Raw genomic sequence first — 24434 nt, forward strand, 5'->3', positions numbered from 1 at the left:
TCGATACGTTGCCGTATACACACTTTCCAGGCGTGCTCCTTCAGCCACTCGGACACCTCACCAAATTTTTACTGCTTGAAGTGGCTTTCGGAGCACACTGCGCCTGCATCTTGCCGACTTCGTCGGTGGGCAGCCTCTCGGATACCGCACCAAATTTTGTCTGTGGTTTAACGTGTTCAGCCAACACGGTGTTCGCTGCGCCGTTGCGCTGGAACGGGGCGTAATTTAGGGGAAAGCCCCGCCGCCGTCAACGGCTTTTTAGCCGCAGCGAACCGTTCGCACATTAAACGCACAGTTCAGGTGCTGAGGTCAGTGAACGGATTCCGGTGAGACCTGGATTTCCGGCAGATTGAGGAAGCCAAGGCGTTCACATTCGGAAACCACTTCATGGGTGGCTGCCGTGGTACTTTCAACGAACAGCAGGAACTGCTCGACGGTGAGACCCGCCTTGGTAAAGACGGTGTGACCCACAACGAGGCGTGGCAGGTTGTCATCGATGATGTCGAGGAACACCTTGAGGGACGGATATTGCATGTTGAGACGACCCAGTTCGGCCACCAGGGGCAGTAGCGATGAGGGGCGCACCTCCAGCTCGGATGAGAACAGCAGCCCTTCCTCTTCCACGAAGATCCGGCTCTCCTGGATGCCCTCGACGGACTGCAGGGAGACCATGTGGATGCCATGACACTGATCGCACACATAGTGCTCGATCCGGGCCTGTTGCAACCAACGCATTATCATTTCAGAGCTGGGGATATTCATCATTTTCACGACACGGTAGAGATCAAGGGGCGCAGTCTAAACCAATTTTCAGACAACCAAAAGCACACAGGCCGGATCCCCGTCGTCTCGCTTCTTTTTGACAGGCCCTGTGCCTATACTCAGCCATTCTCGTAGCGCACTCGCCTCCAAAGAGCCCGATGACCATCCAAGAAAAGTATCGCCTGCACCTCAAATCCCTCTCGGATGAACTGCTCGCCCTGCAAAAACCCATCCGCATCCTGGATGCCATCAAATGGCCCCGTCACCTGCAAAGCGACTTTCTGGCAAGTGGCGGCAAGGCACTGCCCGCCATCGACAGGCACTTCTATGAATCCCTCCCTCTGGGGTTCGATCCCCGCAACAAGTACCTTGAGCTCAAGGAGCTGAGGGACAGGATCCGCCGGCGCCTCGGCCCCCAGGACGATCTCGGCCGGATCCTGCAAGAGACGGTGGATCAGTACATGGTGGTCATCGAGATGCTGCGCCAGCGCGGACAGCCGGACTTTCAGCGCTACAGCCAGCGGCTCTACGGCTCGGCAAGCGATCACCTGCGCGGGGATCGCAAGACCCTGAAGGAGCTGGGGGCCAGATTGTGCGACATCTTCTCCCTGCCCGGCGCCAGCCACCTGGTGCGCCCCTACCCCAAGGAGTTCGAGGGGGAAGCCGCGGTGGCGAGGTTGCAAGGCAAGCTGTCGAGCTACTTCAGCGACGGCACAGTCCAGGTCAAGCTCAGCGATGGCATTGTCTCCGATGCCGCCGCCGGGGGGGATTACATCAAGCTCAACTCCCACGCCCGTTTCTCGGAGCTCGATCTGCAGGTGCTGGAGGTACACGAAGGCTGGGTTCACGTCGGCACCACCCTCAACGGCCGCCAGCAATCTTACGCCACCTGGCTCGGCGCCGGCTCGCCCCGCATCACCGCCTGTCAGGAGGGGTTGGCAGTACTCATCGAGACCCTCACGTTCAGCTCCTTCCCGGACAGGGCCAAGCGCATCTCGGATCGGGTCATGGCCATCGACATGGCGGAGCGTGGCGCCGATTTCATCGAGGTGTTCCGCCACTTCGTGGCCAAGGGGGCCAGCGAGCACGACGCCTACAAGATCACCCAGCGGGTGTTTCGCGGAGGCATGGTCGAGGGGGGCGCCTGCTTTACCAAGGATCTCTCCTATGTGAAGGGCTATGTGGAGACGGTGAACTTCATTCGCAGCGCCGTGCTGGAGGGGGTGCCGGAGATCCTGCCCATGCTGTTCGTCGGCAAGGTGACCCTGGACGACATCCCCGTGCTCTATCAGCACTATCTGGAGGGGCTCATCGACGCCCCCCGCTACCTCCCTCCCATGTTTCGCGACCTCACCGGGCTCTACGTCTGGTTCGGCTTCGCCTCCGGCATGTCCCTGGTGGACATAGGCCGGGTACAACAGCATTTTCGCCAGCTCTTCCACCGCCTGCCGGCGGCCGACCCCATCATCGCCCCTGTCGACATCGAGATCGACTGACTCCCATAGACAAAGAGGACGCCAGATGGGCGCCCTCTTTGGTGTCCAGGCTGCACGAGCCAGCCACGGGTTACTTGAAGGCCCGCCCTTCCAGATAGTGCTTGCGGCAGAGCGACACATAGCGATCGTTGCCGCCGATCTCCACCTGCTCACCGTCGCGCATCACCTGCCCCGCCTCGTTGACCCGCGAGTTCATGTGGGCCTTGTTGCCGCACCAGCAGATGCTTTTTAGCTCCTCGAACTTGTCCGCCAGACAGAGCAGGTGGTAGGAGCCGGGAAACAGTTCGCCGCGAAAATCGGTCTTGAGACCATAGGCAATCACCGGAATGTCCTGCTCGTCGACGATGCGGGCGAGCTGGTAGACCTGCTCACGGGTCAGGAACTGCGCCTCGTCAACGATGAAGACATCGATGTGCCGCTTTGCGTGGCGCGCCTTGACCATCTCGAAGAGATCGCAGCTGTCGCTGAACACCTCCACTTTCAGCTCAAGACCGACCCTGGCACTGATGACGCCGGCACCGAAGCGATCGTCGATGGCGGGCGTCATGGCCAGCGGATACATGCCACGCTCCAGATAGTTGAAGTGGGCCTGGATGAGCTGGGTCGATTTGCCTGAGTTCATGGTGGCAAATTTGTAGTGCAGTGAAGCCATGATGGGGTTCCGAAACGGGAGTGATGGGGCGCATGCTAACCAAAGCCCCTGCCAAAACCAAGGGGCCCGCAGGCCCCTTGTTCTCTTATGCAACTGCCACGGCGCTATACGCCCGGGCTTTGCGCAAATGGTAACCGGAGAAGATCAGGAACCAGAGCCCGCTCACGGTGAAACCGGCCAGCGCGGAGTGCATCAGCCCCATCACCAGGTAGCCGAGCGCAGCGCCAAAGGCGATGGCCAGGGCATAGGGCAGCTGGGTCATCACGTGATCAATGTGATGGCAACCGGCCCCGGTGGCAGACAGGATGCTGGTGCTGGAGATGGGGGAGCTGTGATCCCCGAACACGGACCCTGCCAGTACGGCGGCCAGCATGGGCAGCATCAGACTGATGTCGCTGGCGGCCGCCATGTCGCCGGCCAGCGGCAGCATGATGCCGAAGGTACCCCAGCTGGTGCCGGTGGCAAACGCCATGGCGCAGGAGAGCACGAAGACCACGGCGGGCAGCACTTCCACCGGTAGATTGCCATTGGCCAGGGAGGCCAAGTATTTGCCGGTTTCCACATCGCGCACCACGGCGCCGATGGTCCAGGCGAACAGCAGGATGTTGATGGCGGGCAGCATGGCCATGATCCCCTGCGGAGCCGCTTTCATCCAGTTGCTTGCCCCGAGCTTGAGGCGCATGGCCAGACCGATGGAGACCACCAGGCTGCACAGGGCACCATAGACCAGGGAGGAGCCGACATTGGTGTTCTCGAAGGAGCCGAGCACGCTGAACGGCAGCCCCTTGTCGGCCAGCACCGCAGCCCCGGAGTCAATCATGAAATAGACGGTGGCCAGGGTCAGGGTCAGGATGGGCAGCACCATGTCAATCATGCCGCCATTGCTCTCCTCCGGGCTCTCCATGTCGAGCCCGATGGGGCGCCCCTTGGACTCGTCCCACAGCTTGCCCTCCAGTGCCCACTGCTCATGCTGGCGCATGGGGCCGATGTCGAGCTGGAAGGCGATCACCACCAGCACCATGATCAGGGTGAACACCGCATAGAGGTTCATGGGGATCATTTCGACGAAGGCGGAGATGGGGCTCTGGTCGGTCAGACCATGAGCCGCCATGATGCCGCCGACGAGGGCGATGATGTAGGCCCCCCAGGAGGAGATCGGCATCAGCACGCAGACCGGCGCGGCGGTGGAGTCCAGCAGATAGGCCAGCTTGGCGCGGGAGATCTGGAAGCGATCGGTCACCGGACGGCAGATGGCCCCCACCGACAAGCTGTGGAAGAAGTCGTCGATGAAGAAGGCGAACACCATCAGACCGGTCAGGGACTTGGCACCCTTGCGGGTCTTGGCGCGGCGCTCCGCCCACTCGGCAAACGCCCGGGTCGCACCGGAGACGCTCATCAGACTGATGAGGCCGCCCAGCAGCAACATGAAGAGGATCATGTTGACGTTGTCACGATTGAGCGCACCGTCGACCCAGAAGATCCTGAGCACGGTATCGAGCATGTAATGCAGGGACGCAAGGGGAGAGAACTGGTTGAGCAGCAGGCTGCCTGCGACTATGCCCACCCCCAGCGACACCAGGACGCGGCGGGTGATGATCGCCAGCGCAACGGCCAGCAGGGGGGGAACGACGGACCAACCGGAGTCGGCGTAATGAACGATGTCCATGATCTCTTTGCACCTAAAGACAACAGGTGGAGATCTACCGAGAGGATCAAAGAAACAAAACCCATGGGGAGGGTATACTCCTCAGCCCCTTCAGGTAGCGCTCCATAGTGGATGACTATGGCAGTCCTGCACCTATTAGATGCAGAACCAGCAACCCGGTATGATGGCCTGGTCACTTCGGCGCCGACTCCTTTCATCGAGCATCGCAGGCATCACCCTCCGCTCGGTTACTCATAGGCAGCGCGCCTCTACTTAAAGGTATTCGCGGCACATTTTATCGAGCCGCCGGGTGATAGCAAGTTTTTTGATTAAATTTCAAGGTTTCTGTGGCCCCCATATCTGTAAAGGTAGTCAAATGGTTCATCAAAGACTCCGCTGGCGATATTTTCATCTGACATGAACCCATTCGAAGATGTTGGCCCGTCAAACGGATAAAAATATCCTTCATATCTATTTCAAGACTTAATTTATCAGCCTAATTAATTATTTTGGCAGGCTTGACTTGGTGCCAAATACCCCTATAAATTATCGAAAAACCAGTTTTTCCCTTAATATTTTGCTCGCGTGGTAGCCAATATGAACGAATTTCTGAAAGTGCTGTTGAATATCCGTAGCCTGCGTGCAGCTTGCCGCGATTTGACGCTGGAACAACTGGAAGAAGGCTTGGAAAAGCTCTCCGCCATCGTCGATGAACGTCGGCAAGATGAATCCGCCGAACGCCAGGCCCGTGAAGAGCATCAAAAGAAAATTGCCGAATATGCCGAAATGCTGAAGGCCGCAGGGATCGATCCCGCCGAATTGGTCAACACCGTGGTGCCCGAGAATACCAAGGTCAGCAAACGTGCGCCCCGCCCCGCCAAATATCGTTATCTGGACAATGGCGTGGAAAAAACCTGGACCGGTCAGGGCCGCATGCCCTCGGTCATTGCCAAGGCCGTTGCCGAAGGCAAATCCGTGGAAGCCTTTGCCATCTGACTGCAATATCAGGCCCCTTTCCACAGCAATAAAAAAACCTCGCAAGGCGAGGTTTTTTTATTGCCGCTTCGAGCGGTTGTCAGCCTCTGTCAGCCGCCTTGACCCAAAGGATCTCCGGGGTGCCTGACGATACCAGCAAGTATCGGGCGATGGTGAAAAACCAGTCGCTCAGCCGGTTGAGATAGGGCAAAACGGCCGGATTTACCCGCTCTACGCGGCTCAACCCAAGCAGCAGGCGCTCGCAGCGACGGGTCAGGGTACGCACCACATGTGCCTGGGCCGCCGCCCGCGAACCGCTCGGCAAAATAAAATTGCGCAGCACCGGCAACCCGGCACTGTAGGCATCGATCTGTTGCTCGAGCCTGTTCGTCCAAGCCTCGTTCACCTGCCACAGCGCATCCGTTTGCGATTCACTGGAAAATGCCAGCTCCCCGCCCAGATCAAACAGCTCCTGCTGCAACAATATGAGATCGGCCAGAAGTGTACTCTCCCCGGCGGGTATTTCAGCCATCAACAAGCCTATTTGGGAATTCAGCTCGTCGATGGCGCCATAGGTCTCGACACGTTTATCGTCTTTGGCCAGGGAAGTGCCATCGGCCAGTCGCGTGAGCCCCTTGTCCCCTTGCCTTGTATATATTCTCATTCTGACATCCTGTTAATAATGGGAATAATCATGGACTCGAGTCCATTGAGCTTTATCTCGTAGGCCAGTGCCAGAGACTGGCCCAGGATACCGGCCGGAAAACCGCTTCGCGCCATCCATACCAGATAGGGTTCGGGAATATCGATGATGCGCCGCCCCTTGTATTTTCCGTAAGGCATCTTGCTGGCCAGCGTCAGCAAGATGCGCTCATCACTGAGTCCATCCATATCAATCGATATTCAGGTATTTATGGGTCTGGATGGAGAGTCGCCAGTTGCGGGCGATGCAGGTCGCCATGGCCAGCTCCGTGGCCCTGGCTTTCTGGCTGATGGGTTGCAGCGCAATCATCACATCGGGGCGCAGCCGGGCGGTGGCCAGCAGGGCATCCAGCTCCTCGATATGATGCTCGGTGGCCACCGGATGCTTGATCTCGTTGGCCCGCTCGAGGGCAGAGACCAGCACCGGCAACCCACCCTTCATGCCGATCTTGGGGGAAACAGTCACCCAGGTCTGCTCATGGGTCAGCACCTCGCTGGTCCCGCTGGTTTCGATCTGCACCTGATAACCCGATGCCACCAGGGCCGAAGAGAGCTCGCGCAAGTCGTAGAGGCAGGGCTCACCACCGGTCAACACCACGTGACGGGCTCGGTAACCTAGCCGGGTAAAGCTGGCCAGGATATCTTCCGTGCTCATCTTGCTCCAGCCGTCGGACTCATTGGAACGATCGAGCACCTCGCCAGGGGCCACCTCACGCTCGGGGTCCACCACCCAGGTGTGGCGGGTATCGCACCAGGGGCAGCCCACCGGGCAGCCCTGAAGGCGAACGAAGATGGCGGGCAGGCCGGTAAATACCCCCTCCCCCTGGATGGTCTGGAAGATCTCGTTGATTGGGTAGTGCATCTTGGTCACGACTTGCTGCAAAAGGGGCGGATTATACCCCAAACCCGGGCTAGGCACAGGCTCAGGATCCGCTTTTCTCGCCCAGTCCGCTCTTCTCGTAAAGTCTGGCACGGATGCCGGTCTTGTCAGCCAGAAAGTGATCCAGGCCACGGCGACGCAGCTCGCAGGCCGGACAGGCCCCGCAACCATCTCCCTGGACACCGTTGTAGCAAGTGAGCGTCTGGTGACGCACGGTATCGAGGTGACCGTAATAATCCGCCAGCGCCCAGGTTTCGGCCTTGTCGAGCCACATCAGGGGGGTTTCGAAGCGGATGGGGCGATCCAGCCCCAGGGAGACCGCCTGATTGAGCGCCTTGACGAAGTCGTCGCGGCAATCGGGATAGCCTGAAAAGTCAGTCTCGCACACCCCGGTGATCACCGCTTCAGCGCCCACCTGATAGGCATAGATGGCCGCCAGGGTCAGGAACAGGATGTTGCGTCCCGGCACGAAGGTGTTGGGCAGGCCGTTCTCCTGAAGCTCGAAGCTCACCGGGATCTCGTCCCGGGTCAACGCAGAGATGGCCAGCTCCCCGAGCATGGTCACATCCATTACCTTGTGGGCGGCGATCCCGAGCGCCGTCGCCAGATGGCGGGCGGTGTCAATCTCCGCCCGGTGGCGCTGGCCGTAATCGAAGGTGATGGCATGCACTTCGTCATAGCGGGCCTGTGCCTGCACCAGACAGGTGGTGCTGTCCTGCCCGCCACTGAAGACCACGACGGCTTTTTTCATGTTTTTCACTCCTCTGGGCAACTCAACGGCGGCGGCCTTGTGCAAAGTCATGCCACTGCCGGTTCAAATGGGTAAACAGGGTCATCAGCGGGGCGAAGCGCTCAGGCTCTCCTTCCCACCGGGACAACAGATGGTAGCCCGCTTCCAGGGTGGACAGTGCCTCCTCAAAGGGCTTCTTGCGAATGGAATATTGCCCGGCAATGGCGCCGAGGGTGATCCGCGGCAACCCGAGCAGTGCAGGCGAGCTGTGCAACATGCGATAGGCTTTGCGCCAGGTGCCATCGAGGAGGATGAAGTGTGCTCGCACGGTGCGCCCACGCCTCAGGAGATGCTCCCTTGCCTCTATCAGGGTCAGGGCCTCCTCATCGGGCCACAGCACGTAGCACTGGACAGCGGGGTCGGCAAGCAGGGCATTGAGCCCTTCGTCGTCGGAAAAGTCCTCCCCCACATGGATGCGCACATCGGTCAGGGACGCCGCCAGCAACGCCGCCGTCCCCTTGGGGTGACCTACTTCGGCAGGGTGTTGCAGGATATGAAGCGCAGCCAGGTTCGGCACCCGCTGAATATAATCGCACAGGCACGCTTTGAGGGCCCGGGTACAGCGTGTACAGTATCGGCTCTCTTTGTCGTTGGGCTGCTTCATGTTGTCAGGAAAATCGGGTCTGCTCTGGGTCATCGCGCTTTCGCTCGTCACTGCCTTGCTCTTTTTCACCGTGCCAAATCATCAGCTCGCCTTCGATCGCGACCTGATCGCCCAGGGCGAAGGGTGGCGCATCATAACAGGCAATCTGGCACACACCAATGGATGGCACCTGCTGCTCAACCTGAGCGGTCTGGCCGTGCTCTACAGCCTGTTTCAGGAGTACCTGACGGGATGGCGCCTGCCCGTGCTGTTGCTGCTGCTGGGAACGGCGGTCGGACTCGGCATCTGGTGGGGCTGCCCGCAAACCCAGTGGTACATGGGACTCTCCGGCCTGCTGCACGGCTTGTTCGTATGGGGTGCCATGCAGGACATCCGCTTTCGCCGTCACTCCGGCTGGCTGATGCTGGCGGGCGTCGCCATCAAGCTCGGTGTGGACTTTTACAGTGCCGGCGAGAGCCCTGTCTCCGCCTTGATCGGTGCCAGGGTACACATCGAGTCACACTTCATCGGCGCTCTCGCCGGCCTGCTGCTCGGTTTCTTCCCCATTCGTCTGGACGCCCAGGCCGTCCACTCCTGAGCTCCCCATAGGCAAGGCCAGCCCACGGCCAAAATGCAGCAGGCCGGATCTGGGATCCGGCCTGCGCTCATTCGCCCATGACGCCGTTACCGGCAAAGCTCGGCATTGATCGCCCCAAGCACGGCGGCGGGATCCGAGGACTGGGTGATAGGACGGCCGATCACCAGATAATCCGCCCCCGCCTCCACCGCTGCCAGCGGCGTCATGACGCGGCGCTGATCACCGGCAGCCGATCCGCTCGGACGAATGCCCGGCGTCACCAGCTTGAATTCGGCTCCCAGCAGCCCCTTCAGCACACTCGCCTCTTCCGCGGAGCAGACCACACCATCCAGCCCGGCCGTCTTGGCAAGGGTGGCCAGGCGGATCACCTGTTCTGCCGGCGTCACATCCAGACCCAGGGGCACCATGTCGGACTGCTCCATGCTGGTCAGCACGGTTACCCCGATGAGCAGGGGCGCCTTGTCGCCGTATGGCAGCAACGCCTCTCTGGCGGCACGCATCATGCGTTCGCCACCGCTGGCATGGACATTCACCATCCAGACGCCCAGCTCCGCACTGGCCGCCACCGCCTTTGCGACGGTGTTGGGAATATCGTGAAATTTCAGATCCAGGAAGACGTCGAACCCCTTGGCCACCAGTTGGCGAACGAACTGGGGACCAAACAGGGTAAACATCTCCTTGCCTACCTTGAGGCGGCACTGGGCCGGTGAGATCTGCTCAATGAAGGCAAAGGCGTCGGCTTCGTGCTGATAATCCAGCGCGACCAGTACTTTGGGGTCTTGCATGTCACTTCCTATGGATTGTTATGCCACAGCCAGGCGCAGCAGAGCCGGGGCCCGGTTGCACGCTGGCATCTGAAATTCTTGGGTATCCGTGCTCGCCCGGGCGTGTTGGCCTCGCTGGCGTTTACTCCCCATCCAGCCCTCGGATCGGCTTGATGGTGCCCCACTGCCGGCAGGAAGGGCATTGCCAGAACAGCGAATGGGTGGCAAAACCGCACTGACGGCACTTGTGGGTCGACTTGATCTTGATCTGCTCGCCGACCAGCTGTTGCAGCAGCTCCAGGCTCTCCTTGGCAGGCCCCTCCTCGGCACTGGCCAACTGGAAACCGACCAGCTGATAAAAGCCCTTCATGGAGGGGTGGCGACGCAGTTGGCGCAGCACCAGGGCCCGGGCCTGACTCAACCCATCGCGGGCCTCCACCAGATTGGCCAGCGCCAGGGTCACGCTGACCCCCGCATGATCCTCTACCGCTTTTTCAAGCAGCGGGATCAGCTCCTGGCTGCGACCAAGCTGGCGATAGCATTCGAGCAGTTTTGGCATGGCTTCGGAGGCAAAGTCGATGTCCTGCTCGAACACCCGCAGGAGCTCCTTGGCCGCATCCTCGAACCTGCCCTCCTCCATCGCCAGATCGGCCAGCCGCAAGCTGGCGCGGGCACAGGCCGGGTGGGCACCGAGCGCACGCTTGAGCTTGGCGATGCCCGCAGGCTTGTCACCATCGCGCAAGGCACTCTCCGCCTGCTCGCAATAGAAGTGGGAAATGGGTTCGGCCAGCTTCTTGCCCTGGAATTTCTGCAGACGCACCGCCACGGCGATGGCATTGTCCCAGTCACGCAACTGCTGATGAATGATCAGGAGCTGTGCCAGAGCCGTCTCTTCGAAATCGCTGTCATCACACAGCTCTTTCCAGAGTGCTTCGGCCCGATCGAGCAAGCCGGCAGCCAGAAAGTCACGGGCCAGCTCCTGCAAGGCAAGCTGACGCTGCTCACGGGTCAGCTGACGGGCGACCAGGTTCTGGTGGATCTTGATGGCGCGATCGACCTCGCCCCGTTGACGGAACAGGTTGCCGAGGGAGAGGTGGGTTTCGATGGTTTCGCTGTCGACTTCCAGCAGCTGGATAAAGAGATCCACCGCCTTGTCCGACTCGTCAGAGAGCAAATAGTTGAGGCCCGCCACGTACTGGCGGGAAAACTGGTTACTCTGTTGCTGGGTGTCCTGGCGAACACTCCTGCGGCCCATGTACCAGCCATAACCGGCGGCGATGGGCAACAGCAGGAAAAGCAGTTCAAGCATCGAGGGACATTATTCCTTGGTTGTCGACCGGGCAAGCTCCAACTCGCGAGATTGACGACGCATGGTTCGGTTCAGGGTGCGATTTTGCAGTTTGAGACGCAGGAACAGCAGGCCAAACACCAGCCAGCCCAGCAGAAAGCCGCCGGCGAAGAAGAACCCCAGCAACATGGAGAGCGAGAACTCCCCCTGGGCGATCAAGTAGTTGAACTGCACCAGCTGACCATTTTGAGAACCGATGGCAAGGGTCAGGACAAACACCAGCACCAGTGGAATGAGGGCCAAGATACGCTTCATGGGAGCTCCCTGTCTGTAGCGAATGAGTGACTGATTATCCTTAAAATCACAGGCAGACTCTAGCGCGAATGGGAAAAGAGTGTGAGAAACCCGACAACGGGCAGACTCCAGAACATAAAAATGAAAAAGGCATACTCAGGTATGCCGTTTTCTGCATTATTCGATGATGTTGACGCGTTCGCGCAACTCTTTGCCAGGTTTGAAGTGCGGGACATATTTCCCGGTCAGTTCAACCTTGTCCCCGGTCTTGGGGTTGCGACCCACGCGGGGCGCACGATAGTGCAGCGAGAAACTGCCAAATCCTCGGATTTCAATCCGGTCGCCGTTTTGCAAGGTCGATGCCATCTGCTCAAGGATCTCCTTGATAGCGGCTTCGACATCCTTGGCCGGCATATGCATGCGGCTGGCTGCCAGTTGTTCGATGAGATCTGATTTGGTCATAAGGTTAAATCTCCTTCCCCGATCACATGCAATAATCATTTTGCCAAGATAAAAAAGGGCGGCGCAATGCCGCCCTTTTCTTGCATCAAGGATTACTCACCCTTGGCGGCTTTGAACGCTTCCATCATGGCATTGCTGAACACAACTTCTTCTTGTTGGTTCAGGCTGTCGATGGCAACACGCTCGTCAGCCTCGTCCTTGGCACGGACAGACAGGCTCACGGTGCGGTTCTTGCGATCAACGCCCATGAATTTGGCTTCAACTTCGTCACCAACAGACAGCACCAGAGTGGCGTCTTCTACGCGGTCACGAGCAGCGTCGGAGGCACGCAGGTAGCCTTCTACGCCGTCAGCCAGTTCGATCACGGCACCCTTGGCATCAACCTCGGTAACCTTGCCCTTCACAATAGCACCTTTCTTGTTGTCAGACAGGTACTTATTGAACGGGTCTTCTTCGATCTGCTTGACGCCCAGGGAGATGCGCTCACGCTCCGGGTCCACTTGCAGAACAACGGCTTCGATTTCGTCGCCCTTCTTGAATTCACGCACGGCTTCTTCGCCCTGGTTGTTCCAGGAGATGTCAGACAGGTGAACCAGGCCGTCGATGCCGCCATCCAGACCGATGAAGATACCGAAGTCAGTGATGGACTTGATCTTGCCGGAAACACGGTCGCCCTTGGCGTGAGTTTCGGCAAACAGCTGCCACGGGTTGGATTTGCACTGCTTCAGACCCAGGGAGATACGACGACGCTCTTCGTCGATGTCCAGAACCATCACGTCAACCACGTCGCCAACGTTGACAACCTTGGACGGGTGGATGTTCTTGTTGGTCCAATCCATCTCGGATACGTGTACCAGGCCTTCCACGCCTTCTTCGATTTCAACGAAGCAGCCGTAGTCAGTCAGGTTGGTCACGCGGCCAGACAGACGGGTGGTCTCCGGGTAACGCTTGGCGATAGCAACCCAGGGATCTTCGCCCAGCTGCTTCAGGCCCAGGGATACACGGGTACGCTCGCGGTCGAACTTCAGAACCTTGACAGCGATCTCGTCGCCAACGTTGACGATTTCGGAAGGATGCTTAACGCGCTTCCACGCCATGTCGGTGATGTGCAGCAGGCCGTCAACACCGCCCAGATCTACGAATGCACCGTAGTCGGTCAGGTTCTTGACGATACCCTTAACTTCTTGACCTTCTTGCAGGTTGGCCAGCAGGCTTTCACGCTCGGAGGTGTTCTCGGTCTCGATCACGGCACGACGGGAAACCACAACGTTGTTGCGCTTCTGGTCCAGCTTGATGACTTTGAACTCGAGTTCTTTGTTTTCCAGGTGAGCGGTGTCACGGATCGGACGCACGTCAACCAGAGAACCCGGCAGGAAGGCACGGATGCCGTTCAGCTCAACGGTGAAACCACCCTTGACCTTGCCGTTGATGATACCGATAACGGTAGCTTGCTCTTCGTAAGCTTTTTCAAGCTGCAGCCAGGCTTCGTGGCGCTTGGCTTTTTCGCGGGACAGCTTGGTTTCGCCGAAACCATCTTCGATAGAGTCCAGAGCCACGTCAACGGAGTCACCTACGTTGATTTCCAGCTCGCCCATGGCGTTCTTGAATTCTTCAGCCGGGATAGCAGACTCGGATTTCAGACCGGCATCAACCAGTACGAAACCGTTCTCGATAGCAACGACAGTGCCCTTGACGATGGAACCTTGACGGGTTTCAACGGCGTTCAGGGACTCTTCAAAGAGTTGAGCAAAAGATTCGATCATTGTTTATGTCACAAATGAAACATCCACTTGCAATCCGGCACAAGCGGGGTTGTTTTAAATTATCTGCGCCATCCTTGGTGCAGACGACTGACATCAGTTTGCGCTGACATCACCAAGTTGTTGCTCTGCATAGGCAAGCACCGTTGCCAGCACTTCATCTATGGTCATGGACGTTGAGTCTACAACAAGAGCATCTTCCGCGGGTTTCAGGGGAGCGACGGCGCGATTTCTGTCGCGATCGTCACGTTCCCGAATCTCGGTTAAAAGACGCTCAAAGTTAACATCAAAGCCCTTATCTTGCAACTGCTTATAGCGGCGCTGGGCCCGCTCCTCGGCGCTGGCGTCGAGGAAAATCTTCACATCCGCCTCGGGGAAAACCACTGTGCCCATGTCGCGACCGTCGGCGATGAGACCGGGGGCTTGGCGAAAAGCTCGCTGACGGCGCAGCAGGGCTTCACGTACCCGGGGAAACGCCGCGATTTTGCTGGCCGCGTTGCCCACTTCTTCAGTACGAATGGTGCGGGAAACATCCTCCCCTTCGAGGATCACCTTGACCAGCTCCCCTTCTACCTGGAATTGCACATCCAGATTGGCGGCCAGGGGAACCAATGCGGCTTCGGAATCGAGCTCCACATCGTGATGCAGGGCTGCCAGGGAGAGCACCCGGTAGATGGCACCGGAATCGAGCAGGTGCCAGCCCAGTTTTTCAGCCAGCAACTGGCACAAGGTGCCTTTTCCTGCTCCACTTGGGCCATCAATAGTCATCACGGGGGCCATCTGAGCCATAACGTTTCTCCTGCGCACTCGGCATCTTGACTGGTTGCACACATCCCTGTCGGGATGGGTTAATGGGCGCCGATTATACCCGAATGCGCCGTCGCTGGCAGTTGTCAGGGCACACAATTGCGCAAAAGTCGTCGTGATTGCACCTATTCTGACCAATCGGGTTAACCCACTTCTCACGCAAGGTTTTGTTCTGATGGTTGTTCCGAACAATGCGCGCTAAACTGGCCGCCCTTTTTTAAGCAGCTGTAGTCAGGAGCAACCATATGAGCAGCGTTACCCTCGTGGCCAAATCCAAGTTGCCGACCCCCTGGGGCACTTTCACGCTGGTTGGTTTTCAGGAAACCGGCACGGGCAAGGATCATGCCGCGCTGGTGATGGGCGATATCGCAGACGGCGAACCCGTGCTGGGACGCATTCATTCCGAGTGTCTGACCGGGGATGCCCTGTTCAGTCTGCGTTGTGACTGCGGCTTCCAATTGCAGGCCGCGCTGGAAAACATCGCCAAGGCGGGCCGCGGCGTCCTGCTGTATGTCCGTCAGGAAGGGCGAGGCATCGGCTTGCTCAACAAGATCCGGGCCTATCATCTGCAGGATCAGGGGGCCGATACCGTGGAGGCCAACGTGGCGCTTGGCTTTGCCGCCGACATGCGCGACTACACCATCTGTGCCGACATGCTCAAGGCGCTCAAGGTCAAGTCCCTGCGCCTGATGACCAACAACCCGCGCAAGTTGAAGGCGATGGAATCCTTTGGCATCCCGGTGGCGGAGCGCGTGCCCCTTCAGGAAGGTCGCAATCCCCACAACGAGTTTTATCTCTCCACCAAGGCAAACAAGCTGGATCACCTGTTCAAGAAATAAGGCTGCATCCACCATGTCAGCATACGCCTCCAGATTGGAGGCGTTTTTATTGGTGATACCACTCAATCATTCAGTATTTGTAGCGCAATGGTGAGAAATATCCCTTTGTGACAGCAAAAAATCCCGCAATGCCCGGTTCGCCATGGAGAGCGGATCCCCCCGTCGCCAGGCTACGCAGAGATCCAGGAAGATGGGGGGTGAAAAAGGGATGCCGGTGAGGCCCGGCTCCTCTTCCAGCGCCATGCGCAGGAAGGTGGTCACGGCGAATCCCTGACGCACCACCGCCTTGAGCAGCGGGATGAGATTGCTTTCGAACGCGATGTCAGGCTCTACCCCCAGCCCCTGCGCCAACACCTCCATGTGTTCCCTGTGGTAGAAGCCTCGCCGGAACATGGCGAGCTCCTGGCCGAAGAACTGTGGCAGCGAGACCGCCTCAGCGCCACGCAGGGGGTGCTCCTCCCCCACCACCATCAGCATCTCTTCCCGCAGCAGCTGCGCCCCCTCGAGGGCCGGTGGCAGATCGCTGGTGATGAGGATGGCGAGATCCAGACTGCCATCCACCATGCGGCTGAGCAGCTCCCGGGTGCCCGCCTCCTCCACCCGGATCTTCAAACCGGGGTAGCGATGCTTGAACGCCATCAGGATTGGCGGGAAGTAATAGGATCCCATCATGTAGGGGATGCCGATGCGCACCTCCCCCCGCTCCAGCCCCTTGAGCTCGGCCATCTCGGCCTCGGCCTGGTGCATCTGGCGCAGCAGCCGTTCGGCGTGGCGACAGAGGACCTCTCCCTCCGGGGTGAGACGCACGCTGCGATCCTGTCGGTCAAACAGCCGCAGATCGAGCTGCTGCTCCAGCTTGGCGATGGCCATGCTGACAGCAGGCTGGGCCACGTTCAGCCCCTGGGCCGCCCTGGTGAAGGAACCGGCATCGCGCACCGCCAGCAGGTATCCGAGCTGTTTCAGATCCATATCAATTTCATTTATCAGGGTAATAACTTAAATATATTATATTTATACGTTTCGTCGCACTACCCTGCACAAAAGTCGTCGGGACAACTCCATATGATCGAAGTAGGCAGTCGCGAATGGATACGCGCCACCCTGGCTCTCAGCCTGGGCTCCTTCCTGGTATTCCTCAATCTCTACCAGACCCATCCTCTGCTGCCGCTCCTGGCAGAGGTTTTCTCGGTCAGCGCCCTGTCCGCCAGCTGGACGCTTGCAGGCTGCACCGCAGGGCTTGCAGGCTCCCTGCTCGTCTGTGCCCGTCTGGCTGATCGGTTCGGACGGCGGCGGATCATGCTGTGGACCCTGGCGGCCGCCATCCTGCTCTCCCTGTGCATCCCCTGGGTCACCCACTTTGATGTGCTGGTGAGCCTGCGCATCCTGCAAGGCGTCCTGCTGGCAGGGTTGCCCGCCACCGCCATTGCCTACATGGGGGAAGAGTTCAGCAAACGTGCCCTCATCGTAGCCGTCGGCGTCTATATCGCGGCCAACTCCCTGGGGGGCATCGCGGGCCGGGTGGTCGGCGGTCTGCTGGCTGGCTGGTTTGGTGACTGGCAGCACACCTTCCTCGGTATCGGGATCATCAGCCTCGCCCTGCTGCCACTGGTTATCTGGCTGCTGCCCGCCCAGCGCTGCTTCGTGGCCGTGGAGGCAGCGCCTGGGCAACTGCGCCGCGCCATCCAGAGCCACCTTGGCAACCCCTTGCTGGTGGGGGCCTATCTCATCGGCGGCCTCAACTTCATGGTCTTCCTGAACCAGTACAGCTATCTCACCTTCCTGCTGGCCAAGGCCCCCTTCTCCCTGCCGACCCAGTGGCTCGGCATGCTGTTTCTGACCTACCTCACCGGCACCGTCGCCTCTTCACTGAGCGGCCGCGGGGCCCATCGCTGGGGAGCACATCGTCTGCTGCTGGCGGGAATAACCTTGATGGCACTCGGCAGCCTGGCCCTGTTGCAGGGGAGCCTTGTCGCCATCATCGGGGGATTGCTTGTCTCGAGCTTCGGCTTCTTCCTCGCCCACGCCTGTGCCAGCGCCTGGGTCGGCCAGCACGTGGAGCACAACCGGGCGCTCGCCTCGTCGCTCTATCTGGTGGGGTACTACCTGGGAGCCAGTCTGGGCGGGCTTTATCTGCATCCCTTCTGGGAGCAGGGGGGGCTCTGGGGTCTGGTGCTCGGCATCGAGCTGGTGTTGATGATCACCGCGGGGTTGAGCCTCTGGCTCGGTCACTTGAAAGGACGTGTGGCGCCCGCTTGTACGTTGACGCCACAGGGTCAGGCTCCCGTCAACGGGCCCTCCCCTCACAGACCGTCATAATAGTCCGCCGGTACCGGCACCACGGCGCCGGTACAGAGCTCTTCGTCTATCACCTCCTCAAGCGGGCGCAGATGAAACTTGATCTGCCCAGAGGGCAGCATCAATCCTATATCCGGATTGCGTCCGTCATCGATGTTGCCGGTCTTGAAGGGGACATCGGGATGCGTCGCCACCAAGGCCGTGAGCGAGGGCACCACCAGCTCGATATGTTCGAGCCCGGCCTGATGGCTTCGGCCCGCCTTGGGGGCGGCCAGTTCGATGCAGGGGACGGTCACCTGCTCCCAGCAGACGGGCTGGTGCAGGCGATAGGTGGCGATGGGACGACCGCCTATCATCCCCTCCACCAGCAAGACTCCGTGGGCGGCCAGCACCGCTTTCAACTCCAGATATTCCGGCAGGGTGGCGGCGCGGTAGCAGAGGTGATCCACCACGGGGGAGTCATTGACTCCCATGACGGCACGCATTTCCGTGAGCAGTTGGCAAACAAATGGGGCCATGGGCCCCAGTGTGGAATCCAGTGGATGTGACATGATCACCATTTCTTCTTGGGTTGGAACAGGACGTCCAGTTCGTCCGTCTCTTTGTCCTTGATGTTTTGCAGCTCCTTCTCGCTGTGCTGCTGCAGGTGTTCTTCCAGCTGGCGCATCCCCTGACGCATGTCCTCTTCCCGCGCCAGCAGGTAGGGATCCTTGTCGGTGACATTGGCCAGCGCCCCCAGCCCCTTGGTGTAGAGCTGGCGGCAGGTGCCGTACTGCCCCTGGATCTGGGCATCCATGGCCCGCTTGAGCAGGTTGGCGATGTTGATCTTGAGCTGCATCAGCTCGAGGCGGCGATCCTCCTGGGCAAAGCCCTGGGGATCTATCTTGCCCTTGTTGTGCTCGACCCGCAGCACGGCCCGCATCTTCTTGGCCAGTTGCAGCATCTGGATGGCCTGGCGGTCGGACTCCGGCGTCTTGAAATGTCCCTCGTCCTGGCTGCTGTAGTTCTCCTGCACGTTCTTGATCTGGAGCTGGACGTCGGCGATACGCTGCTTGACCTGCGCATTGGGCATCACCAGCGCGATGGCGCGGTAGGCATCCAGGATCCGGTGTTGCAACAGCAGCACCATGTTTTTGGAAAAGGGCACCAGGTTGACGTTCAGCAACACCTCTTCGGTCTCGTCTGCCACCGCCTTGTGACGGGCAATGGCCTGGCGCTTGTCCGATTCGGCCTTCTGCTTGTATTGCTGCACCACGTTATAGGCGATGACCAGAAATAGGAGTGCGCCGATTGACAGCAATATCAGGGTTAAAATCATAGGGTGTTCACACTCCAGTCCCAATCCAATTGCGAGATCCTACAACAGCTTAGCCTCATAGGGTAGCGCCCAGATCCCGTATTGCCTCACAAGAACGCTCGCAGGCGGTGACCGCATCCGGTGCGTCATGCTCCATATCGCCCGCCGCCCCCATTACTTGAGACAAAAACCCTTCGACTGCAGGAATCCCAGCATGAAGGGCCTCGCCTCCTTGCCCAGGATCCCCCTGATCTGCCCGCTCCAGGTCTGATCCTTGTTGTTGCTGCTGCGGGCCTGGTAGTAGTCGTGGATCTGCCCGTCGTACCGGGCCAGCAGGGCGCGGTCCAGGGTGGCAGGATAGCGGTTCTCGTGCACCACCAGCGCCCGGGGCAGCCGCGGTTTTTGCTCCGGCCGCTGGGCGGGATGACCCAGGCAGAGGCCAAACAGCGGGATCACCTGATGGGGCAGACCCAGCACCTCGCTCACCTCGGCCGGATTGTTGCGAATGCCGCCGATATAGACCCCACCCAGCCCAAGTGACTGGGCCGCCAGCAAGGCATTTTGCGCCATCAGGGCGCCGTCGATGGCCCCGATCATGAGTTGCTCCACGAAGCCGGTGCGGGCCTCCGGCACTATCTGGCTGTGACGATGGTAGTCGGCGCAAAACACCAGAAACTCCGCCGCCTCGACCACATAGGCCTGATGGCCGGCCAGCTCCGCCAGGGTGGCCCGCAGCCCCTTGTCGGTGACCCGGATGATGCTGTTGGCCTGGAGGAAGCTGGAGCTCGCGGCGCTCTGAGCGGCGCTCAGGATCTGATCCAGCTGCTCTGCGCTGACGGGCTCTGGGGTGAACTGGCGAATGGAGCGATGGGAAAGAATGAGATCGATGGTCGGGTTCATGGTACCTCCGGGATGAAGGTCACACTCTACCCAAAAAAAGCGGGGGGCCCAAGGCCCCCCGTCACCCTCAAGGGGCAGGATAGACATAGGGGGCCTGCAGCCCAAGCGGGAACCCCAGCGCCCAGTAGAGCAGCAGGAAACCCGTCCAGCTCACCAGGAAGGCCAGGGAGTAAGGCAGCATCATGGAGACCAGGGTGCCGATGCCTGTGCTCTTCACATACTGCTGGCAATAGACCACCACCAGGGGGAAGAAGACCATCAGCGGGGTGATGATGTTGGAGGCGGAATCACCCACCCGATACGCGGCCTGAGTCAGCTCGGGCGAGATCCCCACCGCCATCAGCATGGGCACCAGGATGGGGCTGATGAGGGCCCACTTGGCGGAGGCCGAGCCCACCACCAGGTTGACGGTGGCCGTCAGCAGTATGATGCCGACGATGGTCACCTCTCCCGGCAACGCCAGGGCGTGAAGCACCTCGGCACCGGAGAGCGCCAGCAGGGTACCGAGGTTGGAATCCCCGAACGCCTTGATGAAGAGGGCGCAGAAGAAGGCCATCACCATGTAGGAGCCCATCTTGTTCATGGTGGCGGACATGGCGTCGATCACATCCTTACCGCTCTTGAAGCTGCCAGCGACAAAGCCATAGACGATCCCGGGCAGGATGAAGAGCAGGAAAATGAGGGGCACGATGGACTTCATCACCGGCGCGGCGAAGGTGGTGAGGGAACCGTCCGGTGCCCGCATCGGCGAGTCGCCGGGGGCCAGCGCCAGCCCCAGCAGCACCACGGCCGCCAGCATGGCGAACCCGGCCCAGTTGAAGGCCCGGCTCTCCTGGGCGCTGTAACGACCCATCTCGTCGGCGCTCTCCAGATCCTCGTTGAGGGGCACTTGCTTGAGGCGCGGCTCGACAATCTTCTCGGTGACAAACCAGCCCACGCAGATGATCAGCAAGGAAGAAGCGCCGGTGAAGATGATATTGCACAGGGTGTTGACCATGTAGTCAGGGTCGAACAACTGGGCTGCGGACTGGGTGAACCCCTGAAGCAGCGCATCCCCGCCGGAGGGCAGGAAGTTGGCGGCAAACCCGCCGGAAACCCCGGCAAAGGCCGCAGCAATCCCCGCCAGCGGGTGGCGACCCGCCGCATGGAAGATGATGCCGCCAATGGGGATCACCAGCACATAGCCCGCATCGGCGGCGGTATGGCTGACGATGGCCACCAGGATCAGCATGGGGGTCAGAAAGCGCGCCGGCGTCACCTTGAGCAGCTTCTTGAGCCCGGTGTTGATGAAACCGGACTGTTCAGCCACCCCGACCCCCAGCATGGCCACCAGCACGATGCCAAGGGGAGCAAACCCGGTGAACGTGGTGACCATGCTGGCGAGAAAGTCCGCCAGCCCTGCCCCGGTCAACAGGTTGTTGATGACCACGGCCTCTCCGGTGCGGGGATTGACCAGATCGAAGGAGAACTGGGAGCCTATCCAGGAGCCGACCCAGACGATCAGCAAGGCATAGAGGAAGAGCATGGCGGGATCCGGCAGCTTGTTGCCCGCCTTCTCGACCCCGTTCAGAAAGCGGTTCAACCAGCCGTTGGGAGGGGCCGGACGCTCGTTCACTGCAGCTTGACTCATTATGGTGATACTCCATTACCAAGGAATGAGCGCGCATACTAGCGATAACGTCTAATGGATCCCATGATATGAGACAAAAATTCGATTAATTATGTTTAATTTGGCATCTCGCACTTCATAAATGGGAGATGCCGCACATTTATCGACAACTTGCTCAATGGTTTGCGAGGGGATAGCGACCCAGCCGACACTGTACTGCGAACCCCGCCGCCGCCACCTCTTCCGGGGTCATGGGACGGCTGAACAGAAATCCCTGGAAGACATGGCAACCCTGGGTCTGCAGGGCCGCAAGCTCGTGCTCCTCCTCCACCCCTTCCGCCAGGATCCCGAGCCCCAGACTGGTGGCCATGGCCACCGTCGCCCGGATCACCGGCAGGTTGAGCCCCACCACGAAGGAGCGGTCCAGCTTGATGGTGTCGATCGGCAACCGGTTGAGGTAGGCCAGGGAGGAGTAGCCCGTCCCGAAGTCGTCGATGGCGATCTTGATCCCCTGCTCGCTCAGGGCGTCGAGGATCTCGATGCACCCCTTCATGTCGAGCATCAGCACCGTCTCGGTCAGCTCCAGGGTCAGCAGCGCCGCCTCCACCGAGAATGCCTCGAGCAGTTGGGCCACCAGCTCCGGCAAACTGGCAGAGAGCTGGAAGCCCGAGAGATTGACCGACACCGGCACCCTCACCCCATCCTGTCGCTGCCACTCCCCCATCTGGGCCAATGCGGTGGAAAGTACCCAGCTTCCGATTTCCCGGATGAGCCCCATCTCTTCGGCCAGCGGAATGAACTCCGCCGGCGACACATGGCCAAGCACGGGATTGTACCAGCGTACCAGGGCCTCGAAACCGATGACCCGACCTTGCGCCACATCCACCTGGGGCTGATAGCGCAGGCTGAGCTCCCCCCGACCGACGGCCTTGGCCAGAAACTGCTTGAGGGTCAGCTTGCGATGCAGGCTCTGCTGCATGCTGGGGGTGAAGCGCTGCCAGCGAAGCCGCCCCATCTGCTTGGCCTGGTACATGGCCATGTCGGCACGGGTGATGAGGTTGTCGCCATCATCCGCGTCGTCCGGGTAGATGGCGATGCCGATGCTGCCGCCGATGGTGACCTCGGGGACACCGCTCAGCTGCAGTGGCTTGCTCATCTGGGAGAGCATGAGATCCGCCACCTCCTGGGCCCGATCGCTCGCCTGGTTGAGGGGCACCAGGGCGGTGAACTCATCCCCGCCAAGGCGCGCCAGCTCCACGTCCCGCGGGCAGATCTGCTTGAGCCGTCCGGCGACCCGCTCCAGCAGGCGATCCCCGGCCTTGTGGCCGTAGTTGTCATTGACCAGCTTGAAGTTGTCCAGATCCATGAACACCAGGGCAAAGCGCCCCCCGAGGCCGCAATAGGCTTCCAGGGATTTCATCAGGCCGTAGCGATTGAGCAACCCGGTGAGGGAGTCGTGCCAGGCCAGGTGTCGATGCTCCAGCTCTTCGAGCTTGCGATCCGTGATGTCCCGCATGGTCAGCAGGATCCGTGCCCCCTGCTGGATATGGCGAAACTGGTACTGGAACCAGCGCATCCCCTTCTGGGTGCGACACTCCCCTTCGGCCACCACTTCGTCCAGACGGGAGAGGCGACGATAGAAGGCCTCGTCCGCACCGGAGAAGATCTGGGGCAGCGTCAGAATGCCGGTGCCAAAGCACATGTCGAAGTGATGGTTGCCGCTCTCTAGGCGCCCCTCGTTGTCAAAGAGACAGGCCAGGGTGTCGCCGGTGGCGAGGGAGGACTCCTGATAGAGGGTGTCGGCATCGATGACCGCTTCCGCCATCATCATCTGCCTTCCGGCAAGCTGGATCCCGGAAAGACGCAGATAGACCTGCTTCTTGACCCCCTTGGGCGAGAGGGTCCACCACTCGTTGTAACTGCGCTCCTGCTGGAAATCACCGAGATAGCGCTGCAGTAGCAGATCGATGGCGGCGGCCATGTCGGCGGAGAAATCCCGGGACTTCAGCTCGGCCAGGGAGCTCGCCTCCCAGAGCCCGAGGGCAGCATCGTTGGCCCAGTAAATATGATGACGCTGGATGTCATAGACCCAGACCGGCGTGTGGAGGACATCCATCACGGTGAGCAGGCGTTCGTCTAGCGTATTCATGTTGAGTGATGATTCATGCTGAAAGCTCATGGTCGAACCAGTCGCTTGCGCCCCCTGACAGGAGTATTCACGCTGGTACAAAATCCGTTCCGGCCCATAATCGGATAACAAACGGATGAAAAAAGGCCGAAATCATATGAAAACGCTACATGTGATCCCCATGGTACGAAGAAATGGACTCACACTGGTATTGTTGGGCATGGTGATAACCATTGCTATGATTTTTATACTTTTTTTTCTTCGTGAACAACTACTAATCCCCGCCATTTCCCTCCTCCTGGCGGGCCTAATGACAATTCTTGTCGGGGTTTGGAAACTGGGCGAGCCTCATTTTAGTCTCTCTTTGTGTCAGGACTGCCTGCAATACCATCACAAGTACGGCGGCTGGATCCTGAAATGGAGAAATATTCAGCGAATTGACCAACCACGTATCCATTTGGGGTGGGATCTAGTGGAGCTGCCCTACATCGGCTTGAAAATAAAGGATTACGACGCTTTTTTGACGCTGATCACACCCCGGCTCGCCGTCCGTCTGCTCACCGAGCAGCGCGCCGTGCTGATGCAGGCCATGCGAAGCGAGCGCTCCAACTGCCCGACCGGAGGGTGCGGCAGTGGGCTCCTGGGAGAGGGACTGCTGGAGGAGAGCCGCTTCTGCTCACCCTCCGGCCAGCGCTATGAGGGGGTGATCGCCATGCTCGGCAACCGCATGGCACGGCTGCGTGATCTGCTGGGGTACGATCTGCTGGTGCCCGACAACAGCCTGGACAGATCCCCGGAAGATTTCGTCCATCTGCTCCAGCAATACCAGCGCGAGTCGAATCTAATCCAGATCAATTAAACGCCGGATTGCGCTTGCCAAGCCCGGTGACTCTTCATAAGGTCACTGG

At 59.8% G+C, this 24434-nt stretch carries 27 protein-coding genes and 1 riboswitch; of the genes, 7 read left to right on the plus strand and 20 right to left on the minus strand.

What is annotated here, in order from left to right; genetic code table 11:
• Window positions 1–224 (plus strand): hypothetical protein (locus tag AB5Y53_RS00660; protein ID WP_368180957.1); only part of this gene is annotated, 224 nt, incomplete at its 5' end.
• 85 nt (window positions 225–309) lie between these two features.
• On the opposite strand, the gene AB5Y53_RS00665 is transcribed toward AB5Y53_RS00660, so the two are convergent.
• Window positions 310–765 carry a YbjN domain-containing protein gene (locus tag AB5Y53_RS00665; protein ID WP_191967297.1) on the minus strand — a complete coding sequence of 152 codons (456 nt, stop codon included), beginning with the start codon at window positions 763–765 and terminating at the stop codon, window positions 310–312.
• A gap of 155 nt (window positions 766–920) precedes the next feature.
• Between AB5Y53_RS00665 and AB5Y53_RS00670 the strand changes: the two genes are divergently transcribed.
• Window positions 921–2258 carry a flavohemoglobin expression-modulating QEGLA motif protein gene (locus AB5Y53_RS00670; protein ID WP_368180958.1) on the plus strand — a complete coding sequence of 446 codons (1338 nt, stop codon included), beginning with the start codon at window positions 921–923 and terminating at the stop codon, window positions 2256–2258.
• A gap of 70 nt (window positions 2259–2328) precedes the next feature.
• Here the strand turns inward: AB5Y53_RS00670 and AB5Y53_RS00675 are convergent, their stop codons facing one another.
• Window positions 2329–2910: a thymidine kinase gene (locus AB5Y53_RS00675; RefSeq protein ID WP_010674989.1), complete on the minus strand. Its 582-nt coding sequence runs from the start codon at window positions 2908–2910 to the stop codon at window positions 2329–2331.
• A gap of 85 nt (window positions 2911–2995) precedes the next feature.
• Window positions 2996–4576, minus strand: a complete 1581-nt coding sequence (locus AB5Y53_RS00680) for a Na+/H+ antiporter NhaC family protein (RefSeq protein ID WP_041211545.1) — start codon at window positions 4574–4576, stop codon at window positions 2996–2998.
• Window positions 4577–4663: 87 nt separating this feature from the next.
• Window positions 4664–4835: riboswitch (Lysine riboswitch) on the minus strand.
• 317 nt (window positions 4836–5152) lie between these two features.
• Between AB5Y53_RS00680 and AB5Y53_RS00685 the strand changes: the two genes are divergently transcribed.
• Window positions 5153–5551, plus strand: a complete 399-nt coding sequence (locus AB5Y53_RS00685; RefSeq protein ID WP_041215041.1) for an H-NS family nucleoid-associated regulatory protein — start codon at window positions 5153–5155, stop codon at window positions 5549–5551.
• Between the two features lie 79 nt (window positions 5552–5630).
• Here AB5Y53_RS00685 and AB5Y53_RS00690 read toward each other — a convergent pair whose 3' ends face one another.
• From AB5Y53_RS00690 to AB5Y53_RS00710, 5 genes are all read right to left on the minus strand, one after another.
• Window positions 5631–6194, minus strand: coding sequence for a cob(I)yrinic acid a,c-diamide adenosyltransferase (locus AB5Y53_RS00690; RefSeq protein ID WP_223920400.1), 564 nt, complete (start codon window positions 6192–6194; stop codon window positions 5631–5633).
• Window positions 6191–6421 (minus strand): DUF3820 family protein, encoded by a 231-nt coding sequence (locus AB5Y53_RS00695; RefSeq protein ID WP_128273344.1) that lies wholly within the window; start codon window positions 6419–6421, stop codon window positions 6191–6193. The genes AB5Y53_RS00690 and AB5Y53_RS00695 overlap by 4 nt, the downstream gene beginning before the upstream one ends.
• Window position 6422: 1 nt before the next feature.
• Window positions 6423–7094, minus strand: a complete 672-nt coding sequence (gene queE / locus AB5Y53_RS00700) for a 7-carboxy-7-deazaguanine synthase QueE (RefSeq protein ID WP_010674994.1) — start codon at window positions 7092–7094, stop codon at window positions 6423–6425.
• Between the two features lie 61 nt (window positions 7095–7155).
• Window positions 7156–7863: a 7-cyano-7-deazaguanine synthase QueC gene (gene queC, locus AB5Y53_RS00705; RefSeq protein ID WP_368180959.1), complete on the minus strand. Its 708-nt coding sequence runs from the start codon at window positions 7861–7863 to the stop codon at window positions 7156–7158.
• A 22-nt stretch (window positions 7864–7885) separates the two neighbouring features.
• Window positions 7886–8539 carry a tRNA-uridine aminocarboxypropyltransferase gene (locus AB5Y53_RS00710; protein ID WP_174722086.1) on the minus strand — a complete coding sequence of 218 codons (654 nt, stop codon included), beginning with the start codon at window positions 8537–8539 and terminating at the stop codon, window positions 7886–7888.
• Here AB5Y53_RS00710 and rrtA point away from each other — a divergent pair.
• Window positions 8505–9083: a rhombosortase gene (rrtA, locus tag AB5Y53_RS00715; RefSeq protein ID WP_223931729.1), complete on the plus strand. Its 579-nt coding sequence runs from the start codon at window positions 8505–8507 to the stop codon at window positions 9081–9083. The genes AB5Y53_RS00710 and rrtA overlap by 35 nt on opposite strands.
• Window positions 9084–9169: 86 nt before the next feature.
• Here rrtA and pyrF read toward each other — a convergent pair whose 3' ends face one another.
• The 6 genes from pyrF to cmk form a co-directional block, all read right to left on the minus strand.
• Window positions 9170–9868: an orotidine-5'-phosphate decarboxylase gene (pyrF, locus tag AB5Y53_RS00720; protein ID WP_045524468.1), complete on the minus strand. Its 699-nt coding sequence runs from the start codon at window positions 9866–9868 to the stop codon at window positions 9170–9172.
• Between the two features lie 121 nt (window positions 9869–9989).
• Window positions 9990–11156 (minus strand): lipopolysaccharide assembly protein LapB, encoded by a 1167-nt coding sequence (gene lapB / locus AB5Y53_RS00725; protein ID WP_010674999.1) that lies wholly within the window; start codon window positions 11154–11156, stop codon window positions 9990–9992.
• Window positions 11157–11165: 9 nt separating this feature from the next.
• The gene (locus AB5Y53_RS00730; RefSeq protein ID WP_010675000.1) at window positions 11166–11450 is read right to left on the minus strand and encodes a LapA family protein; all 285 of its coding nucleotides are present in this window, start codon (window positions 11448–11450) and stop codon (window positions 11166–11168) included.
• 156 nt (window positions 11451–11606) lie between these two features.
• Window positions 11607–11891, minus strand: a complete 285-nt coding sequence (gene ihfB, locus AB5Y53_RS00735; protein ID WP_005299934.1) for an integration host factor subunit beta — start codon at window positions 11889–11891, stop codon at window positions 11607–11609.
• A gap of 92 nt (window positions 11892–11983) precedes the next feature.
• Complete coding sequence (gene rpsA, locus AB5Y53_RS00740; protein WP_010675001.1) at window positions 11984–13654, minus strand: 30S ribosomal protein S1; 1671 nt, start codon at window positions 13652–13654, stop codon at window positions 11984–11986.
• 93 nt (window positions 13655–13747) lie between these two features.
• Window positions 13748–14440, minus strand: a complete 693-nt coding sequence (gene cmk / locus AB5Y53_RS00745; RefSeq protein WP_041215039.1) for a (d)CMP kinase — start codon at window positions 14438–14440, stop codon at window positions 13748–13750.
• 263 nt (window positions 14441–14703) lie between these two features.
• Between cmk and ribA the strand changes: the two genes are divergently transcribed.
• Complete coding sequence (gene ribA / locus AB5Y53_RS00750; RefSeq protein ID WP_368180960.1) at window positions 14704–15297, plus strand: GTP cyclohydrolase II; 594 nt, start codon at window positions 14704–14706, stop codon at window positions 15295–15297.
• A gap of 66 nt (window positions 15298–15363) precedes the next feature.
• Here the strand turns inward: ribA and AB5Y53_RS00755 are convergent, their stop codons facing one another.
• Window positions 15364–16266 (minus strand): LysR family transcriptional regulator, encoded by a 903-nt coding sequence (locus AB5Y53_RS00755; protein WP_368180961.1) that lies wholly within the window; start codon window positions 16264–16266, stop codon window positions 15364–15366.
• A gap of 93 nt (window positions 16267–16359) precedes the next feature.
• Here AB5Y53_RS00755 and AB5Y53_RS00760 point away from each other — a divergent pair, with 93 nt between their 5' ends.
• Window positions 16360–17613, plus strand: coding sequence for an MFS transporter (locus tag AB5Y53_RS00760; RefSeq protein WP_201888260.1), 1254 nt, complete (start codon window positions 16360–16362; stop codon window positions 17611–17613).
• Here AB5Y53_RS00760 and AB5Y53_RS00765 read toward each other — a convergent pair.
• The 5 genes from AB5Y53_RS00765 to AB5Y53_RS00785 all read right to left on the minus strand — a co-directional run bounded on the left by AB5Y53_RS00765 (window position 17598) and on the right by AB5Y53_RS00785 (window position 23514).
• Window positions 17598–18152, minus strand: coding sequence for a VOC family protein (locus tag AB5Y53_RS00765; protein WP_368180962.1), 555 nt, complete (start codon window positions 18150–18152; stop codon window positions 17598–17600). The two genes, AB5Y53_RS00760 and AB5Y53_RS00765, sit on opposite strands and share 16 nt — an antisense overlap.
• Entirely contained in the window at window positions 18146–18910 is a 765-nt protein-coding gene (locus AB5Y53_RS00770) for a hypothetical protein (protein ID WP_010675007.1), read from the minus strand. Before AB5Y53_RS00770 ends, AB5Y53_RS00765 begins: the two co-directional genes overlap by 7 nt.
• A 153-nt stretch (window positions 18911–19063) precedes the next feature.
• Window positions 19064–19789, minus strand: coding sequence for an oxygen-insensitive NADPH nitroreductase (nfsA, locus tag AB5Y53_RS00775; protein WP_010675008.1), 726 nt, complete (start codon window positions 19787–19789; stop codon window positions 19064–19066).
• Window positions 19790–19856: 67 nt separating this feature from the next.
• Window positions 19857–21419 carry an AbgT family transporter gene (locus AB5Y53_RS00780; protein WP_010675009.1) on the minus strand — a complete coding sequence of 521 codons (1563 nt, stop codon included), beginning with the start codon at window positions 21417–21419 and terminating at the stop codon, window positions 19857–19859.
• Between the two features lie 154 nt (window positions 21420–21573).
• Window positions 21574–23514 (minus strand): bifunctional diguanylate cyclase/phosphodiesterase, encoded by a 1941-nt coding sequence (locus AB5Y53_RS00785; protein WP_039038812.1) that lies wholly within the window; start codon window positions 23512–23514, stop codon window positions 21574–21576.
• A 322-nt stretch (window positions 23515–23836) separates the two neighbouring features.
• Between AB5Y53_RS00785 and AB5Y53_RS00790 the strand changes: the two genes are divergently transcribed.
• Complete coding sequence (locus AB5Y53_RS00790; protein ID WP_227263729.1) at window positions 23837–24385, plus strand: DUF2982 domain-containing protein; 549 nt, start codon at window positions 23837–23839, stop codon at window positions 24383–24385.
• Window positions 24386–24434 lie beyond the last annotated feature (49 nt).

It is taken from the genome of Aeromonas sp. R7-5, from assembly GCF_040908015.1.
Lineage (GTDB): Bacteria > Pseudomonadota > Gammaproteobacteria > Enterobacterales > Aeromonadaceae > Aeromonas > Aeromonas caviae.

Excerpts from the sequence above, each read along its gene's own strand:
- lapB (WP_010674999.1), bottom strand. The coding sequence starts at position 11,156 with ATGCTTGAACTGCTTTTCCTGCTGTTGCCCATCGCCGCCGGTTATGGC.
- queE (WP_010674994.1), bottom strand. The coding sequence starts at position 7,094 with ATGCACTACCCAATCAACGAGATCTTCCAGACCATCCAGGGGGAGGGG.
- AB5Y53_RS00680 (WP_041211545.1), bottom strand. The coding sequence starts at position 4,576 with ATGGACATCGTTCATTACGCCGACTCCGGTTGGTCCGTCGTTCCCCCC.
- AB5Y53_RS00790 (WP_227263729.1), top strand. The coding sequence starts at position 23,837 with ATGACAATTCTTGTCGGGGTTTGGAAACTGGGCGAGCCTCATTTTAGT.
- nfsA (WP_010675008.1), bottom strand. The coding sequence starts at position 19,789 with ATGAACCCGACCATCGATCTCATTCTTTCCCATCGCTCCATTCGCCAG.
- rpsA (WP_010675001.1), bottom strand. The coding sequence starts at position 13,654 with ATGATCGAATCTTTTGCTCAACTCTTTGAAGAGTCCCTGAACGCCGTT.
- pyrF (WP_045524468.1), bottom strand. The coding sequence starts at position 9,868 with ATGCAAGACCCCAAAGTACTGGTCGCGCTGGATTATCAGCACGAAGCC.
- AB5Y53_RS00690 (WP_223920400.1), bottom strand. The coding sequence starts at position 6,194 with ATGAGAATATATACAAGGCAAGGGGACAAGGGGCTCACGCGACTGGCC.
- AB5Y53_RS00685 (WP_041215041.1), top strand. The coding sequence starts at position 5,153 with ATGAACGAATTTCTGAAAGTGCTGTTGAATATCCGTAGCCTGCGTGCA.
- AB5Y53_RS00675 (WP_010674989.1), bottom strand. The coding sequence starts at position 2,910 with ATGGCTTCACTGCACTACAAATTTGCCACCATGAACTCAGGCAAATCG.
- AB5Y53_RS00665 (WP_191967297.1), bottom strand. The coding sequence starts at position 765 with ATGATGAATATCCCCAGCTCTGAAATGATAATGCGTTGGTTGCAACAG.
- queC (WP_368180959.1), bottom strand. The coding sequence starts at position 7,863 with ATGAAAAAAGCCGTCGTGGTCTTCAGTGGCGGGCAGGACAGCACCACC.
- AB5Y53_RS00780 (WP_010675009.1), bottom strand. The coding sequence starts at position 21,419 with ATGAGTCAAGCTGCAGTGAACGAGCGTCCGGCCCCTCCCAACGGCTGG.
- cmk (WP_041215039.1), bottom strand. The coding sequence starts at position 14,440 with ATGGCTCAGATGGCCCCCGTGATGACTATTGATGGCCCAAGTGGAGCA.
- AB5Y53_RS00755 (WP_368180961.1), bottom strand. The coding sequence starts at position 16,266 with ATGGATCTGAAACAGCTCGGATACCTGCTGGCGGTGCGCGATGCCGGT.
- AB5Y53_RS00730 (WP_010675000.1), bottom strand. The coding sequence starts at position 11,450 with ATGAAGCGTATCTTGGCCCTCATTCCACTGGTGCTGGTGTTTGTCCTG.
- AB5Y53_RS00695 (WP_128273344.1), bottom strand. The coding sequence starts at position 6,421 with ATGGATGGACTCAGTGATGAGCGCATCTTGCTGACGCTGGCCAGCAAG.
- AB5Y53_RS00770 (WP_010675007.1), bottom strand. The coding sequence starts at position 18,910 with ATGATTTTAACCCTGATATTGCTGTCAATCGGCGCACTCCTATTTCTG.
- ihfB (WP_005299934.1), bottom strand. The coding sequence starts at position 11,891 with ATGACCAAATCAGATCTCATCGAACAACTGGCAGCCAGCCGCATGCAT.
- AB5Y53_RS00670 (WP_368180958.1), top strand. The coding sequence starts at position 921 with ATGACCATCCAAGAAAAGTATCGCCTGCACCTCAAATCCCTCTCGGAT.
- AB5Y53_RS00785 (WP_039038812.1), bottom strand. The coding sequence starts at position 23,514 with ATGGATGTCCTCCACACGCCGGTCTGGGTCTATGACATCCAGCGTCAT.
- AB5Y53_RS00760 (WP_201888260.1), top strand. The coding sequence starts at position 16,360 with ATGATCGAAGTAGGCAGTCGCGAATGGATACGCGCCACCCTGGCTCTC.
- AB5Y53_RS00710 (WP_174722086.1), bottom strand. The coding sequence starts at position 8,539 with ATGACCCAGAGCAGACCCGATTTTCCTGACAACATGAAGCAGCCCAAC.
- ribA (WP_368180960.1), top strand. The coding sequence starts at position 14,704 with ATGAGCAGCGTTACCCTCGTGGCCAAATCCAAGTTGCCGACCCCCTGG.
- AB5Y53_RS00765 (WP_368180962.1), bottom strand. The coding sequence starts at position 18,152 with ATGGTGATCATGTCACATCCACTGGATTCCACACTGGGGCCCATGGCC.
- rrtA (WP_223931729.1), top strand. The coding sequence starts at position 8,505 with ATGTTGTCAGGAAAATCGGGTCTGCTCTGGGTCATCGCGCTTTCGCTC.